The sequence below is a fragment of the Aliihoeflea aestuarii genome (assembly GCF_024105665.1).
GTDB classification, from domain to species: Bacteria; Pseudomonadota; Alphaproteobacteria; order Rhizobiales; family Rhizobiaceae; genus Aliihoeflea; species Aliihoeflea aestuarii.
Window position 1 is genome coordinate 588,129 of record NZ_JAAAMK010000001.1, and the last position, 15,823, is coordinate 603,951.

Genomic DNA, 15,823 nt, shown 5'->3' on the forward strand with positions numbered 1-15,823 from the left:
GTGGTGCGCAATCGCAGGGATTGCGGTGCGCTGCGGGACAGCGGCACATCAGGCCGAAGGAGGGCGGGATAAAAAGCGGCACATCGCCGCTCGGTTGGGGTGTTGTTTCGCTTGCGCTTTTCGGGTTTCCGCGCACATCGCGGATCAGGCGCGCGAGGTGCGCGCCAAGATATTCTCCTGCGATTTCCGCGGAAACCGCACATCGCACAGGAAGCGGCCATGAGCCGGGACGACGACTTCCGCGTCCGGCCGGGCCGCATCCGTTCGAGCCGGGCGCAGCGAGCGAAGCCCTTCGTCGCCCAGGCGCTCGCCGCCGCGCAGAAGGCAGGCGGCCGTATCTCCCGCTCCGGCAGGATCACCTCCGGCAACGGCTCGCGCTTTGGCCGCGGCCGTGTTGCGAGCGTGCGCGCCAACCGCCTCATATCCAGCCGCTCGCGCGGCGCCATCATCAAGACACGCGTGGTCCGGCATAGCGCGCGCTCCGCGCCGCTCACCGCCCACCTCAACTATCTGCGCCGCGACGGCGTGACCCGCGACGGCGAGAAGGCGCGCATGTTCAGCCCGGAGACCGACGACGCCGACGTGAAGGGCTTCGCCGAACGCTGCGAGGACGACCGGCATCATTTCCGCTTCATCGTCTCCCCGGACGACGCGACGGAAATGTCCGACCTGAAAACCTTCACCCGCGATCTGATGGCGAAGATGGAAAAGGACCTCGGCACGAAGCTCGACTGGGTGGCCGTCGATCACTGGAACACCGGGCATCCCCATGTCCACGTCATCCTGCGCGGCCGCGCCGATGACGGCTATGACCTCGTGATCGCTCGCGATTATATAAAGGAGGGCATGCGCAACCGCGCGCAGGATCTCATCACCCAGGAGCTCGGCCCGCGCACCGATCTCGACATCCGCCGCGCGCTGGAGCGGCAGGTCGAGGCCGAGCGCTGGACCCAGCTCGACAGCCAGCTTGCCCGCGACACCAACAAGCATGGGATCATCGACGTTGCCCCGTCGCCGGACAGGCAGCCCGGCGAGTATGTGACGCTGAAGGTGGGCCGGCTTCGGCACCTCGAACGTCTCGGCCTCGCCGAGACCATCGGTCCCGGCCAATGGATCATGGCCGACGACGCCGAAGCCACCTTGCGCGAGCTGGGCGAGCGCGGCGACATCATCAAGCGCATGCACCGTGCGCTCACCGAAAGCGGCATAGATCGCGGCCTGACTGGCTACGTATTAGCCGGCGAAGCCGGTCCGGAGCCGGTCCTCGGCCGGCTGGTCGAGCGCGGTCTGGACGACGAGCTGCGCGGCACCGCCTATGCCGTGATCGACGGTATCGACGGCCACACCCATCACATCCGCTTCGACGATCTCGACGCGGCCGGCGATTCCGCACCGGGCTCCGTCGTCGAGCTGCGCCGCTATGAGGATAGCGGTGGCTGGACCCGTACCGCACTCGCCGTCCGCGCCGACCTCTCGATCGAGGCCCAGACCACGGCGACCGGCTCCACCTGGATCGACCGCCAGCTTATCGCCCGCGATCCCCTCGACACCGGCGGCGGCTTCGGCCTGGAGGTGAAGCAGGCGATGGAGGCCCGCGCCGATCATCTCGTAGCCGAGGGCCTCGCACGGCGCGAGGGCCAGCGTATCGTCTTCGCCCGCAACCTGCTCGCCACGCTGCGCGAGCGCGAGTTGGACGCGCTCGGCCAGAAGCTCGCGGCCGAGACAGGCACGTCCTTCCAGAAGGCGGCCGCAGGCGAATACGTCGCCGGCACCTACCGGCAGCGTTTCGCGCTCGCCTCCGGCCGCTTCGCCATGATTGACGACGGACTCGGCTTCAAGCTGGTGCCCTGGACCCCATCGGTCGAGAAGCACATCGGCCAGCACATCTCCGGCGTTGCCCGCTCCAATGGCGGCGTGGATTGGTCGTTCGGACGCAAGCGCGGGCTCGGGCTATGAGCAACGGCCGCGTTTGTCAGCCGCAACCCGCAAGTATTTTCCGCACCTTCTACGACCGGCTTCGAGCTGCCCTCAACCCGCCATTGAAACCCGTGTGCAGCGTGTTCTTCTTCGCGCTCTTGGACCGAAACGCGAGGGAGTTTCGCTGCCTTGTCTGCAAGCCGCGTCATGTGGGGCCAGATCGTCGTGGTGTTCTCGATCGTGCTCGTCGCGGTCTGGTCCGCGACGCAATGGACGGCGTGGCGGCTCGGCTTTCAGGCTCAGCTCGGACAGCCCTGGTTCGAGATTGCCGGCCTGCCGGTCTATCCGCCACCGGCCTTCTTCTGGTGGTGGTATTTCTACGACGCCTATGCGCCGACCATCTTCTACGGGGGCGCCGGCATCGCAGCTTCCGGCGGGCTGATCGCCATCGCGGCCGCCATCCTCATGTCGATCTATCGCGCGCGCGAGGCGAAAGACGTCAGAACCTTCGGCTCCGCGCGATGGGCCGAGCGCAAGGAGATCGCGGCCGCCGGCCTACTCGGCGAAGATGGCGTCGTCCTCGGCAAGCTCGACCGCGATTATCTCCGGCATGACGGTGCCGAGCATGTCCTGTGTTTCGCCCCAACGAGAAGCGGCAAGGGCGTCGGCCTCGTGGTGCCGACGCTGCTCACTTGGCCGGGCTCCGCCATCGTCCACGACATCAAGGGCGAGAACTGGGATCTGACTGCCGGCCTGCGCTCCTGCTTCGGCCGGGTGCTCCTGTTCGATCCGACCAATGCGCAGTCTGCCGCCTACAATCCGCTGCTGGAGGTGCGGCGCGGCGAATGGGAAGTGCGCGACGTGCAGAACGTTGCCGACGTGCTGGTCGATCCCGAGGGAAGCCTTGAGAAAAGGAACCATTGGGAGAAAACCAGCCACTCGCTGCTCGTCGGTGCGATCCTCCACGTACTCTATGCCGAGAAGGACAAGACCCTTGCCGGCGTCGCCGCCTTCCTCTCCGATCCACTTCGGCCGATCGAGTCGACGCTGGCTGCCATGATGAACACGCCGCATCTTGGCGAGAAGGGTCCGCATCCCGTCATCGCAAGTGCCGCCCGTGAGCTGCTCAATAAGTCTGATAACGAGCGCTCCGGCGTTCTCTCCACGGCGATGAGTTTCCTAGGTCTCTATCGCGATCCCGTTGTTGCCGCCGTCACCGCGCGCTGTGATTGGCGCATCGCCGACATCGTGTCCGGAGAACGCCCGACCACGCTCTATCTCGTCGTGCCGCCTTCGGACATATCTCGAACCAAGCCGCTGGTTCGTCTCGTGCTCAACCAGATCGGGCGCCGGCTGACCGAGGAACTGCACGCCAGCGGCCGCCGCCATCGCCTGTTGCTCATGCTCGACGAGTTCCCCGCGCTAGGCAGGCTCGACTTCTTTGAATCGGCGCTTGCCTTCATGGCCGGCTACGGCATCAAGGCGTTCCTGATTGCGCAGAGCCTCAACCAGATCGAAAAGGCATACGGAGCAAACAACTCCATCCTGGACAACTGCCATGTCCGCGTCAGCTTCGCGACCAACGACGAGCGCACCGCCAAGCGCGTTTCCGACGCCCTCGGCACCGCCACCGAGATGCGCGCCATGCAGAACTATGCCGGCCACCGTCTCGCGCCGTGGCTCGGCCATCTCATGATCTCGCGCTCCGAGACCGCCCGGCCGCTGCTTACCGCCGGCGAAGTGATGCAGCTTCCGCCCGACGACGAGATCGTCATGGTTGCCGGCATCCCGCCGATCCAGGCGAAGAAGGCGCGCTACTATGAGGATACCCGTCTAACGGAGCGCCTCCTTCCCGTTCCCGCGAACCCCCGCGCAGGTCTTGTCCAGCGGCCGGACGACTGGTCGACGCTGAAGCCGATCGTCGCGCCGATCCCGGAGCAAGCAAATGTCACTTCCGCAAATGGTCTGGCTCCCCACGCTGCTGCATCGGCTGCGAATCGCGTGGCAAAGCCCCCCACCAATGGCAAACAGGACGACGACCCCGCCAATGCCGGCCTGCGCCGAGAACCGGGCCTTGAGCCGCACAAGGACATCGCGCCGGAACCGCCGAAGCCGCCCGTCAACGAGTTCGATCCCGATCCTGAAGAACCAGACGGCGAAGCAGCGGCCAACCAGACGCTCGTCCGCAACATGCGGCAGATGGCGCGGCAGGTTTCGATGGACCCCGGCGACGGCATGGAGCTTTGAGCTATGATTGAGCGACCCGACAAGAAGAAGCGCCTTTCCGTCTATCTCGATCCGGATCTCATGCGCCGGCTGGCCGACTTCGCCGATCGGCGCCAGCAATCCCGCTCGCTGATAGCCGAGGCGGCAATTGCCTCCTTCCTGTCACCTGACGCAGATGAGCGGCAGGAGGCCGCTATCGTCAAGCGTCTCGACCGGATCGACCGAAACGTCCAGCGACTTGAACGTGATCTAAACATCGTGAATGAGGCTTTTGCCATCTTCATCCGCGCTTGGTTGACCTCGATTGCACCGTTGCCTGACGCTGCACAGGTCGCCGCACGCGCGAAGGGCGGCGAGCGCTACGACAAATTCCTCGAGGCGCTCGGACGGCGCCTAGCTAGGGGGCCAAGTCTGAGGCAGGAGGTGCCAAATGATGGCTGACCGATACGGAATTCCTCTCTGCTTTTGAGGGTCGTTCATACGATTCGTCTTTCACGTCCGCCGTCTGTGGGTGCCTTACGAAGTTGCGTTCGGACCGGTCCTTACATCGCTAGATCAACGACGAAGTGGATCGATGAGAACAGAGGATCAGGATGATGGCTCCACCTACAATTGCCACGTCTGCGATGTTGAACGTCGGCCAGTGCCATGAGCCGGCATGGAGATCAATGAAATCTGTTACTTTGCCCCGCTGTGCGCGGTCGAACACATTTCCAAGCGCGCCACCGGTCATCAGGCCCAGAGCCGCGGTCGTAACGACGCGATGGGAGAAGATCATCCAGACCAGCAACACCATTACCAGCGCCACCGTCATCCAGATCACTAGGGTCAATCGGTCTCTCAAAAAATCCGAGAACAACCCGAAGCTGATGCCCTGATTGTAACTGAGCGTGATGTTCAGAAATGACGTGACGTAGATTACACGAGGCGGCTGCATTACTATTTCCACGATCACGGCCTTCGTAAGTTGATCGATCGCGAATGCCGAAAGGATGCAGATAAAGCCAACCAGAATGCGCGTTGTGTTGGTGCCTCGCATCATCGCAGTCTCCCGTGGTTTGTAGACCACATATCGCTCGCACCTCTAGTTAGCTGAGCTTCAAGGGGGCGGCTGAAGGTGTCTGTGGAAAAACAGTTCTCGGGAGGAGGCGCGCACTCACGAGAATGTTACGGTGCTGCAATGGACCTTACGGCCTATTGCCGTTAGGCCTTTGGTAACAAAGTTTAACCGATTAAGTGGGGGCTCCGATGGGGGCATTGTGTTGGTCGCTGGCGACCTTCGCTATCGTGCTGTCAACGCTTGCCTCGACTTCTACGGTCCAAGCGCACCCATCGCCGATGATCACCGGCGGTTTCACGTCACAACCGATCGGGCACTATGAGTTCTGCAAGCGCAAGCCGGCGGAGTGCTCCATCAGAACACGCGACTTCGGCACGTTGCCGATGTCGGAGGAACTGCTTGCTCGGCTGGAGCGTCTTACAGTCAAGGTCAATCAGGCGATTAAGCCGAAAAGCGACCTTGAGATATATGGGGTCGACGAGTATTGGACCTATCCTGTAGATGCTGGAGATTGCGAGGATTACGCGCTGGCGAAACGTCGCATCCTGCTCAAGGAAGGCGTCTCGACCTCGAATCTCCTTTTGACTGTACTTCGGCGGCCGAACGGCGAAGGCCATGCTGTACTGACCGTGCGAACGGACATCGGCGACGTGGTCCTGGACAATCTCACCGATGCGGTTCTGAACTGGGATGAAACCGAGTATCTCTATCTCAAACGGCAGGCGACAACGCACACAGGCCGGTGGGTCACGATCCGTGAAGGCGATGCTCCCCTTGTAGGATCCCTGCACTAGGGATTTGTTTCGCTCTTAATCACTGCGTCACGCCTCCTTCTCCGGCAAAACGCCCCAATGCCGATCACGAGACCGACGACAATCAAAGTCGGCATGTCACCAAGTTTGCTGTAGAGCGTACGCTGCGGGGTGGGTCCAGGCAGGGCGGCGTCGAAAGCCCCCTCGACCGCCAACGGCAGCATCTGCTGAATCCGGCCATAGCCATCGACGACCGCGCTGATCCCGCTGTTCGCGGCGCGGATCATGGGCAGGCCCGATTCAATCGAGCGGACTCTTGCCGAAAGAAAATGCTGGTAGGGTCCCGCCGATACGCCGAACCAGGCGTCGTTCGTGACGTTGAGTAGCCATCGCTCCTCATCGACCTTCGGCGACGGGAAAATCGCCTCATAGCAGATCAGCACTCGAAAGGGCGGTACTGCCGGAAGGGTCATTGGTGAGCTGACCGAACCCGGCACGTAGTCGATATCGCCTGCCGTGAGCTTGCTGATGCCGGGCAAGCTTTTGAAAGGCGTGAACTCGCCGAACGGCACCAGCCTGATCTTGTCGTAGTCGGCAACGACCTTGCCTGTATGATCGACGGCGAGCAGGCTGTTCAGCAGCCCCCCAACCTCAGCGGTGTCCCCGGGGACAGCTCGTACCGCGCCGAACAGCAGCAATCCTCCTTCGGGAATGCTCCCAAGTAGGGCTTCAGGCAACCTGACGACCTCGGAAAAGAGATACGGATAAGCCGTTTCCGGCCATACTACGACGCGTGGCCGCCCGGCAGCGCCCGATGTGCTGAGGTCATGCAGCTTCTGAAGGTTCCGCGTTGCCGCGTCTGGATCCCATTTTTGATCCTGCGGGATGTTCGGCTGGACGACACGGATTCGGGGACCGGCGCCATCGGCGGTTTCGGCGTTTGCGAGCCGGACCGCTCCGAAAGCCCAGAAGAACCCTGCCCCGAGCATGGGCACTACGAGCATCGTCACCGCCAGAGCCCATGGTCCGAGACGGTATCGTTCCGCGAGCGCCAAAGGAACCATGCATAGGGTCGCGGTGACGAAACCAACTCCGTGAACGCCGATCGCCGACATAGGCTGGAGCGTCGCGTCGCTGAAACCCCAGACATATCCTGTCAGGTTCCAGGGAAAGCCGGTGAAGAGGACGCCGCGCGCCATTTCGGCAAGGGTCCAGAATCCGGGAAGTATGAGAAAGACGGTCGGTCCGCGTCCGCCAAGATAGCGCGTTGCCGCGGCTGCGAATGCCGGGAACAGGGCAAGGAAGCCGGAAAGGCCCAGCACTGCCGGCCAGGCGAGTGCGCCGAACCGATCCGCGTCGACGAAAAAGCTCTCGGATATCCACCGCAGGCCGACTGCGAACTGGCCGATGCCGAAGCCCCAGCCGATCAGGAAGGCGGCACACGAGCCACGGGCGTGACGGATGAACAGGGCGAAGGCGGCAAAGCCGACCAATACGAGCGGCAGAACGAAGTACGGAGCAAAAGCAAGGGCCGTGAGCGCGCCCATCAACGCGCATACCGGGAGCGACACGGCCAATCCCGAGTCCGGATACGTTATCCGGCCAAGGCCGCCTTCTTCCGGTTCGATCGCCCCCCGGTCCGTCATATCAGTCAGCCGATATAGGCAAGTCCTGGAAAGCGCTCCAGAAGCCAGAACGCGATCAGCGTCATGCGGCCGGTCATCATCAGCACGCCCATCGTGATCATGATCGCGCCGGCGGTAATGTTGAGGACATGGCCGGCGTAGCGCGCCCGTTTCATGAAGCCGGCAACCTTCCCGAACGCGAGCGCGACGACCAGGAACGGGATACCGAGGCCGAGGCTGTAGGCGGCGAGGAGTACCGCCCCGCTTCCGGACGACACCGCGGTCATCGTCAGAATCGAGCCCAGAACCGGGCCGATGCACGGCGTCCAGCCGAAGGCGAAGGCGAGGCCGAGAGTGTAGGCGCCGGCGGGGCCGGATACGGCTTGCGGTCCTTCTACGCGGTAATCCTGCATCACGAAGGGAAGCCTGATGAGGCCGGTCATCATCAGGCCGAACAGGACCAGCAGGCCGCCGCCCACGAGGTTGGCTTCGAAGCTGTAGCGAAGCAGCAGGCCGCCGAGGAACTGCGCGCCCAGCCCGAGAATGACGAAGATCGTCGTGAACCCGGCGATGAAGAACATCGCTGACCAGACGATCCGCAACCGGTCGGCGAGCTGCGCCGAATGCGGATTCACGCCGCTGGACACGAACGAGAGATACCCCGGCACGAGAGGCAGGACGCAGGGCGAGACGAACGACACCGCGCCGGCCACGACTGCCGTTGCGAGACCGACTGCCGAGACGTCGATCGTCATTTCATGTCCTCTTCTTTCGTCGGATTCGGTGTGGACGAACTCAGTGCCCATACATGCTCTGGCAACATGAGGTTCAAGGCCGGATCGAGGCTTGTCCCGCGTGACATTGCGCCGCGCCGCTCGATCGAGGCCGGGGCGCGGGCATTGAGCCCGCGTTCGTCGTGCAAGTCTTCTATCTTGCCTCTATCGCAGCAGCGTGCGGATCGCGTTGTTGGCCAGTTCGATCACGACGACGAACAGGACGACGACGATCGTCAGCGTGGCGACCTTTTCTTACTGGAAGGTGCGGACATAGGTTTTGATGTAGAAGCCGATCCCGCCGGCACCGACGAGGCCGAGGATGGGGATTCCCGCAGGTTCATCTCGAAGCGGAAAAGCGTGTCGCGCACGATGTCGGGCGCGATCTGTGGCCAGGCGCCAAAACGCCCCCCTGGCCCGCCAGCTAGGCAGAGGTGATCTCGGCGTCGGCCATTGAACAGCTTTTTCAACGTGCAGACGAACGTCGTCAGTTCCTTCCAGGCGAAGTGGAATACCGACCCCGGTCCCTCGAACTTCCGATAGGGCTCGTCGGCATTGCCAGCGGCCTCCGGGTAGGCCGTGAGGTCTGCGCGCTCGCCTTCCGTTAGAGCGAGCCGGTATCGGCTGTCGAACCAGTCATCACGCTTGCGGGCGTCGGCAGCGAGCGTCATGGAAGTAGGGGAGCGGTGAAGCGGTTCCAGAGCCGGGGTGAGCGTGTCGTAGGCGCCGTAGCGCGCGTTTTGCCGTAACCACGCGTAGGAAAATCGGCAGCAGGCCAACCGCATGCACCCAGCGTGAAAGTTTCAGCTGAATCACTGTGTCGGATCGTCTTCAGTCGCACCCATATTGATTTAACGCAGTTGCGATTTCAGCAGAATGAAAATGCCGGATGCCGCGCGCGATATTCGGCTGAGTCGTGGCTAGTGACTACCTAGAACTGCTCACCCCTGCCATTGAGCGCATGGGCGCAAAGCTGTTGTCAATCATTCGTCCCCTCACGTTTATCGAGCCTTGGTCGCACCAAGGGTTACGGTACCCGACACGCCACAATGCTGAAGCGGGGGCAGCTCTTTTCGCTATCATCAAAGCAACCTTGCCGACGAGTGAGACCTTACTGCAACCTGCCATGACAAACGCATTGACGACTGTCAGCGATATATCTATCTTGCAATTGAAAATCATTCGCAACAGACAGCCATATGTCTTCTCCATCCTTGGATTCGGAACCCTCGTTGTCCGTGGCCGGCCACAATGGCTGGCGTCGCACCAGCCCGACGCCGTCACTCTCCGAAGTCTTTGGCTCGATCGTCGTGCCGCGTGGCAGCACGGTGTTCCGAAGGTTTCTCGCCTTCGTCGGCCCAGGCTATCTGGTCGCAGTCGGCTATATGGACCCCGGCAACTGGGCGACTTCGCTCGCCGGCGGCGCCAAGTTCGGCTACACGCTCCTGTTCGTGGCGCTACTGTCCAACGTAATGGCGATCCTGCTGCAATCGCTGTGCGCGCGCCTCGCCATCGCGTCCAGGCGCGACCTAGCGCAGGCCTGCCGGGATGCCTATCCGTCATGGGTGTCGTGGCCGCTGTGGATTTTCGCGGAGGCCGCGATCATCGCCACCGACCTTGCCGAGGTCATCGGCGTGGCAATCGGTCTCAACCTGCTGTTCGGTATCCCGCTCGAAATCGGCGTCTTCATCACCGCCGCCGACGTGTTTCTGATCCTGTGGCTGCAGAACCGCGGCTTCCGTTGGGTTGAAGCATTTGTCATCACGCTTCTGGCGGTCATAACCGCCTGCTTCTTCGTGCAGATCGCCATGGCCGATCCGGACTGGGCAGGTGTGATCGCAGGCTTCGCGCCCTCGACCGATATCGTGACCAATCCGGAGATGCTCTACATCGCACTGGGCATCATCGGCGCCACCGTGATGCCCCACAATCTCTACCTCCACTCCGGCATCGTGCAGACGCGCAACTGGGAGACGACGCCGGCACGAAGGTTCGAGGCGTTGCGTATGGCGACCTGGGATTCGACCATCGCGCTGATGTTCGCCCTGACCATCAACGCTTCTATCCTGATCCTCGCTGCGGCAACCTTTCACGCGAGCGGCAACACCGAGATTGTCGAGATCGATCAGGCCCATGCGCTGCTAGCGCCTCTGCTCGGCGGTTCGCTCGCACCGACGATGTTCGGCATCGCACTGCTGTGCTCCGGCCTAAACGCCACCGTGACCGCCACAATGGCTGGCCAGATCGTCATGGAAGGCTTCATCAATTTCCGTATCAGTCCAGTGCTGCGCCGGCTCGTCACACGCTCGATCGCGATCGTCCCGGCGGTCATCGTGATTTTGATATGGGGGAGTTCAGGCACCGGCCAGTTGCTCATCCTCAGCCAGGTCGTGCTGAGCTTCCAGTTGCCTTTCGCCATCGTGCCGCTGGTCATGTTCACCGCGAGCAAGGCCAAGATGGGCGACATGGTCGCCCCGCTCTGGCTGACCGCGCTCTGCGCGCTGATCGCCGTCACCATCATCGCGCTCAACATCAACCTGCTCTGGTCCGTGGCCGTGATAGGATGGTAGCCGCTTGCGCATTTTGACCGCAGTCAGAGGCACGGACCATCGGAGAATTCACGAGATCTGCGGCCTGGTGATACGTCTCGTCAGGCGACAACCCTGTCGGGCAACAAAAGTCGCCTGGAAAGACCCTGTTGACACCACATGCCGCCCGTAAGGCTGATCATCGGAAAATCTACGTACGCAGTGGTGCAGGATGGTCTACCCGAAACCTTCGAAAGTCGCACAATGGGAATTGTAGCGCGTAGTTGCACCCGCGAGTTCTGACCGGTGAGAATAGGGCTGAAGCCCCTACCTCATGATTATCGAACAATCGGCCGCGCTCCCAGCCGTTCATGTCGGTCTATAGCGGACAAGCCGACCGATTATCTCTCAAACAGACGCCCCGTGTGCAGCGTCTTAACCGATCATCAAGGTTAACAATTCATTTTGCTTCCGAGACCACCTCAGGAGATCGGTCGTTGTCGTCGAAGCAAAGCCAAGGCTCGGAATCCACTTCCATGGCCCGCCGAGGTCGGATTCTGGCAATCCTGTTTGCAAGCTCGCTGACCTTCGGGTTCGCGTCGCCGACCGCCATCCAGGACATGCGTTCCGAGCTTGCGACCGGCACTGTTCTCGTACAGCGCAATGGTGTTCGGGGTGAGGATGCATGCTCCCATCTTCGGACGCTCAGACTTGGGTCGGCTACTGGGGTGGAAACGTTTGCGACCGGGCCGTCCGCGAGCCGGAGCGGCGATTTCTCCGATAACGCCTCAAAGCGAGATCTTCTGCAAAGCCAGACCTCCGATTCAGGCAAAACGGCAACGCTTTCCGTAACCGCCTCGAAAGGCGTTTTCGATGGAACGAGGCTGGCTGCCATCCTCTTCTCGAGCCGCCTTGACGCTCCGGAGGGCTTGCGCGGCTTCCTGCCGGAGGCAGCTCCGGGTGTCCGGAACGCAATAACGATCCTTCACCGCGCGGAGACTCACCGGCTTGAGGGCGTGCCTCCGATCCTGGCGGATCTCGTCAGCAACGACCGTGCCGACGTTCTGGCGACCGCCTACGCTCCGAGCGATCCATACCACGCAACGTCCGCACCCTTCGATGCGCTGCTTGGCGGTCAGGACGCCGGCGGCCGCTTCGTTCCGCCCATGGCGGAGGGTGACCACCCGTGGATGAGGGTGCCACTTCCAAAGATGGTGTTCTCCGCCGCCGAGCAGAAGTGCCTCGCGACCGGAATCTATTTCGAGGCGCGCGGCGAGAAATCGAGAGGGCAGGCGGCTGTCGCCCAGGTAATCTTGAACCGGGTTAGGAACCCGGCTTATCCCGACACCGTCTGCGATGTGGTTTATCAGAATCAGCACATGCTCAACAGATGCCAGTTCTCGTTCGCTTGCGACGGAGTCCCTGACGTGATTTCGGATCGCCGGGCCTATCGGCTCGCAAAGGATGTTGCGCTTGCCGTCACCGCGGGTAAGATTTTCCTGCCGGAAGTCGCGTCGTCGACACATTACAACGCCACCTACGTCCATCCTAAATGGGCTCAGTCGATGGAACGGATGACGCAGATCGGCAAGCACATCTTCTATCGCACGTTCGGCGGGGGCTGGAGCTAGCGCGGTGAGGAACCGATGAGAATCAAATTGTTGCGTGTTGCGCTGGTCCGAACCTTCGCCATTCTCCTGATGGCGACCCCGGCGGCGATCGCAGAGACGATTGATCGCTCGGAGGTCGAGAAAATCGTCCGCGAGTACATTCTCGAGAACCCCGAGATAATCAAGGAAGCGTTGCTCGAACTTGAGAACCGCTCGCAGAAGGCGCAAGAAGAAGCCAGGGCGGAGACGATCCGGGCCGAGCAGGACGTCCTGCTGCGGAGCGCCGCCGATCTCGTCCTCGGCAATCCCGATGGCGATGTGACGCTGGTCGAGTTCTTCGACTTCAACTGCGGCTACTGCAAAAGAGCTTTTCCAGACATAAAGGCATTGCTGGCCGAGGATGCACAATTGCGTGTCGTCCTGAAGGATTTCCCCATCCTCGGTCCGGGATCCATCGAGGCTGCGAAAGTCGCCCTCGCCGTGAAACGCCTGGGCGACGACGCGAGCGCGCGCGATTTCCATGCCCGGCTGATGGCCATGCAGGGTCAGGCCAACGCAGGCCGAGCTTTGTCGCTTGTAGAGGAAATGGGTCTTGATCGCGCGCGTGTCGAGGCAGAGATGGGGTCTCCAGAGATCGAGACGGTCATCGCTTCGAACCTGGCGCTGGCTCAGCTTCTTGGACTGACAGGAACCCCATCGTTCGTCGTGGGCGAACGAATCGTCGTTGGCGCCGTGGGCAAGGAGCCGCTGGCGGAGGCCGTGCGATCGGTGCGTGAGTGATCGACCGGTCGGCCGCGCTCATCCCCCCCGATCAGCCAGAAGCCTCTGGACGACAAGCTCGGCGTCGGGTCCTGCTCCCATGATCAGCGCCGAAGCCCTGTTTCGCTGCCAGGGTCGCCCGACGAAATAAAGGCCCTTGACCGGCGAAACCCCGGCTTCGTGGCGGAAGGAACCGTCTTCATTCACGGCAAGAGGAACGTCGAGCCAGGAACTGTCGTCGCGGTAGCCGACCGTCCAGACGACGGTTCGGACCTCGGCCGAGCTTCCGTCCGAAAACCGCGCTGTCGTCTCGTCTGCATTCACGAGCCGCGGCGCGATCCGTATGTCCTTTCTTTTCAGGCTTTCGAGGCTGCGGTCACGGTCGGGGAAGGCGTCGGTTGCCCTGACCCTGCTGCCTAGCAAGGAGTCCGGCGATGCCGTCAAAGCGCCGGTAAGATGAAGCCACCACCAGATCGACTTTCCCAGAATGCGTTCGGGCAGCAGCTTTCGAGGCTTTCCGGTCGCCAGGATCACCGGTTGAGTTCTTCTGCACTCGACAGCAATGTCGCGGCCGCTCGCACCATCCCCCACGATCAGCACAGGGCCGTCCGGCAACTGGTTGGCGTTGCGGAAGATGTCGGTCGTCAAATGGAGCACATCGCTGCCGAACTTCCCGGCGACAGTTGGAATTCTGGGGACCTGGAAGGCGCCAGCCGCCACGATGATCTCGCTCGCTTGCCGCTTTCCGCCGTCCTCAAATGTCGCCTCGAAACGTCCATCGTCGAGCCTGGAAAGGCGAACAACCCGTCTTCCGGTTTCGACCGGCAGCTTCAGGCGCGACGCATAGGCTTCCAGATAGTCGGCGAATTCGTCCCGGTTGGAGTAGCCCTCGCGATTTCCGGAAAGCTCCAGTCCGGGCAGCGCACTGAACTGGCGCGGCGTGAACAGGGTCAGCGCGTCGTAGCGCGCCCGCCAGCTGTCACCGACGCGCCGGTTCGCATCCGCGATGGAATAGTCGGCGCCGGCCCGGGCCAGGTGGTACGCGGCCGCGAGACCCGCCTGCCCGGCTCCGATGACCAGCACCGATCTTTCCATCAAACCACCACGACCCGGGCGCCGAGCGGCACACGCTCGTAGAGCTCTTCCACATGCTCGTTCACCATGCGGATGCAGCCGTTGGATACGGCCTGACCGATCGTCCATGGCTCGGTCGTGCCATGGATGCGGTAGTACGTGTCGCGACCGTCGCGGTAGAGGTAGAGCGCGCGGGAACCCAGCGGATTGCCCGGCCCGCCGGGGACGCCATTCGCGTATCTCGCGTATCTCGCGGGATCGCGTCTGATCATGTTGGCGGTCGGCCGCCAGGCGGGCCACTTCGCCTTGCGTTCGATGATCGCGGAGCCGGAGAATGCGAGACCCGCCTTGCCTACGCCAATCCCGTAGCGTCGTGCCGCACCTCTGCCCTCGATCAGGTACAGGAACCGGTCCCGCGGGGCGACCACGATCGTACCGGCTGGCTGAGCGTATGGCGAGACGACGGTTTGGGGAAGAAAGCGCGGGTCGAGTTCGACCCTTCTGTGAGCCAGCGCCGCGGTCGGCAGTTGGACTGCCGACAGCGCTGCGATCAACCCTGTTGCGAACGATCTGCGATCCATCATGGTAAGCCCCTCAATAGCTGCTGAAGTGTGCGATCAGTGATCGTGCCCGTCGTCCGCCTGTGGCGGCGTGACGTCGGGAACGAGCTTTTCGACCTGGGCGGCGGCGCGTAGCCCCGCGAGAAGCCGTTGCTCTTCGGCGGACGCGAGCGCCTGCCGGATCTGCGGTTCGACCGTCTCGAATGCAGGCGGCGGCCGATTGCGTGCTTCCTCCAGCATCACGACATGGAAGCCGAAGGCGGTGGCGACCGGCGACCGGGTGAACTGTCCCGGTTCGAGCTCGGCCGCGGCCTCCTCGACTTCCGGCATGATCTCCCCTTCCGCGACGAAGCCGAGATCCCCTCCCTTTGCCTTCGACACCGCATCGATGGAGCGTTCCTGCGCTAGATCGGCAAAGGACTGCCCGGCTTCCAGCGCGTTGATGATGTCTGTTGCCTCGTCTTCGGTGCCCACGAGGATATGCCGCAACTTCCGTTCGGCCACGGTCGGAAAGCTGCCTACCTGGCCATCATAGGCGGCCCTTATCGCCTCGTCCGTCACCGCATCGGCCACGCGCTGCTCTATGAACACGGATCGAAGCGTCTGGGCCTCGAAGAACGCCAGCTGACGCTTGAACGCGTCCTGTTCCGTGACGTTTGCCTCGCGAGCGGCGTCGGCCACGATGCGCAGCTCGATGAGCGCGTTCACGAGAACGGAACGCCTGGCGTCTTCCGGCATCTGGCCGAGCTGGGGTCCATACATTTCTTCGGCGATTGCGAGATCGGCGGCCGTGATCTCCTGGCCGTTGACGCGCGCGACGACTTCGTCATCCTGAGCGTGAGCCAGTGGCGGCAGCATCGCCGCCATCATCGCAACCGCAACGAACCCTTGGACCTTCAGCCGGAAAGTGAGAGAGCGAATTCCCATCATGCGCCCTCC

14 protein-coding genes are annotated in these 15,823 nt (G+C 62.5%); 7 read left to right on the top strand and 7 right to left on the bottom strand.

Annotation, left to right across the window (positions count from 1 at the left end; all coding sequences use genetic code 11):
- Nucleotides 1–219 precede the first annotated feature (219 nt).
- The 3 genes from GTW25_RS02940 to GTW25_RS02950 all read left to right on the top strand — a co-directional run bounded on the left by GTW25_RS02940 (nt 220) and on the right by GTW25_RS02950 (nt 4,584).
- On the top strand, nt 220–1,956 hold the full coding sequence (locus GTW25_RS02940; protein WP_252910450.1) for a relaxase/mobilization nuclease domain-containing protein: 1,737 nt from the start codon (nt 220–222) through the stop codon (nt 1,954–1,956).
- A gap of 150 nt (nt 1,957–2,106) precedes the next feature.
- Nucleotides 2,107–4,164: a conjugal transfer protein TraG gene (locus GTW25_RS02945; RefSeq protein ID WP_126006748.1), complete on the top strand. Its 2,058-nt coding sequence runs from the start codon at nt 2,107–2,109 to the stop codon at nt 4,162–4,164.
- A gap of 3 nt (nt 4,165–4,167) precedes the next feature.
- Nucleotides 4,168–4,584 (top strand): ribbon-helix-helix protein, CopG family, encoded by a 417-nt coding sequence (locus GTW25_RS02950; protein WP_126006750.1) that lies wholly within the window; start codon nt 4,168–4,170, stop codon nt 4,582–4,584.
- 109 nt (nt 4,585–4,693) lie between these two features.
- Here GTW25_RS02950 and lspA read toward each other — a convergent pair whose 3' ends face one another.
- Nucleotides 4,694–5,185 carry a signal peptidase II gene (gene lspA, locus GTW25_RS02955; RefSeq protein WP_126006752.1) on the bottom strand — a complete coding sequence of 164 codons (492 nt, stop codon included), beginning with the start codon at nt 5,183–5,185 and terminating at the stop codon, nt 4,694–4,696.
- Nucleotides 5,186–5,391: 206 nt separating this feature from the next.
- On the opposite strand from lspA, the gene GTW25_RS02960 reads away from it, so the two are divergent.
- Nucleotides 5,392–5,997, top strand: coding sequence for a transglutaminase-like cysteine peptidase (locus GTW25_RS02960; RefSeq protein ID WP_235897751.1), 606 nt, complete (start codon nt 5,392–5,394; stop codon nt 5,995–5,997).
- Here the strand turns inward: GTW25_RS02960 and lnt are convergent.
- The 3 genes from lnt to GTW25_RS02975 all read right to left on the bottom strand — a co-directional run bounded on the left by lnt (nt 5,994) and on the right by GTW25_RS02975 (nt 9,138).
- On the bottom strand, nt 5,994–7,601 hold the full coding sequence (lnt, locus tag GTW25_RS02965) for an apolipoprotein N-acyltransferase (protein ID WP_126006756.1): 1,608 nt from the start codon (nt 7,599–7,601) through the stop codon (nt 5,994–5,996). The genes GTW25_RS02960 and lnt overlap by 4 nt on opposite strands.
- 5 nt (nt 7,602–7,606) lie before the next feature.
- Nucleotides 7,607–8,335: a cytochrome c biogenesis CcdA family protein gene (locus GTW25_RS02970; RefSeq protein WP_126006758.1), complete on the bottom strand. Its 729-nt coding sequence runs from the start codon at nt 8,333–8,335 to the stop codon at nt 7,607–7,609.
- Nucleotides 8,336–8,589: 254 nt separating this feature from the next.
- The gene (locus GTW25_RS02975; protein WP_205665502.1) at nt 8,590–9,138 is read right to left on the bottom strand and encodes a hypothetical protein; all 549 of its coding nucleotides are present in this window, start codon (nt 9,136–9,138) and stop codon (nt 8,590–8,592) included.
- A 414-nt stretch (nt 9,139–9,552) separates the two neighbouring features.
- Between GTW25_RS02975 and GTW25_RS02980 the strand changes: the two genes are divergently transcribed.
- The 3 genes from GTW25_RS02980 to GTW25_RS02990 all read left to right on the top strand — a co-directional run bounded on the left by GTW25_RS02980 (nt 9,553) and on the right by GTW25_RS02990 (nt 13,271).
- The gene (locus GTW25_RS02980) at nt 9,553–10,923 is read left to right on the top strand and encodes an Nramp family divalent metal transporter (protein ID WP_126006760.1); all 1,371 of its coding nucleotides are present in this window, start codon (nt 9,553–9,555) and stop codon (nt 10,921–10,923) included.
- Nucleotides 10,924–11,378: 455 nt separating this feature from the next.
- On the top strand, nt 11,379–12,512 hold the full coding sequence (locus GTW25_RS02985) for a cell wall hydrolase (RefSeq protein ID WP_235897752.1): 1,134 nt from the start codon (nt 11,379–11,381) through the stop codon (nt 12,510–12,512).
- Between the two features lie 69 nt (nt 12,513–12,581).
- Nucleotides 12,582–13,271 carry a DsbA family protein gene (locus GTW25_RS02990; RefSeq protein ID WP_235897753.1) on the top strand — a complete coding sequence of 230 codons (690 nt, stop codon included), beginning with the start codon at nt 12,582–12,584 and terminating at the stop codon, nt 13,269–13,271.
- Nucleotides 13,272–13,289: 18 nt separating this feature from the next.
- On the opposite strand, the gene GTW25_RS02995 is transcribed toward GTW25_RS02990, so the two are convergent.
- Genes GTW25_RS02995 through GTW25_RS03005 form a run of 3 tightly spaced genes read right to left on the bottom strand, consistent with a single transcriptional unit; the run spans nt 13,290 to nt 15,814 of the window.
- A complete protein-coding gene (locus tag GTW25_RS02995; protein WP_245451389.1) occupies nt 13,290–14,333 on the bottom strand; it encodes a flavin-containing monooxygenase in 1,044 nt (347 codons plus the stop codon).
- Nucleotides 14,334–14,344: 11 nt separating this feature from the next.
- Nucleotides 14,345–14,908, bottom strand: coding sequence for a L,D-transpeptidase (locus GTW25_RS03000; RefSeq protein ID WP_126006768.1), 564 nt, complete (start codon nt 14,906–14,908; stop codon nt 14,345–14,347).
- A gap of 33 nt (nt 14,909–14,941) precedes the next feature.
- Complete coding sequence (locus GTW25_RS03005; protein WP_126006770.1) at nt 14,942–15,814, bottom strand: peptidylprolyl isomerase; 873 nt, start codon at nt 15,812–15,814, stop codon at nt 14,942–14,944.
- Between the last annotated feature and the right edge of the window lie 9 nt (nt 15,815–15,823).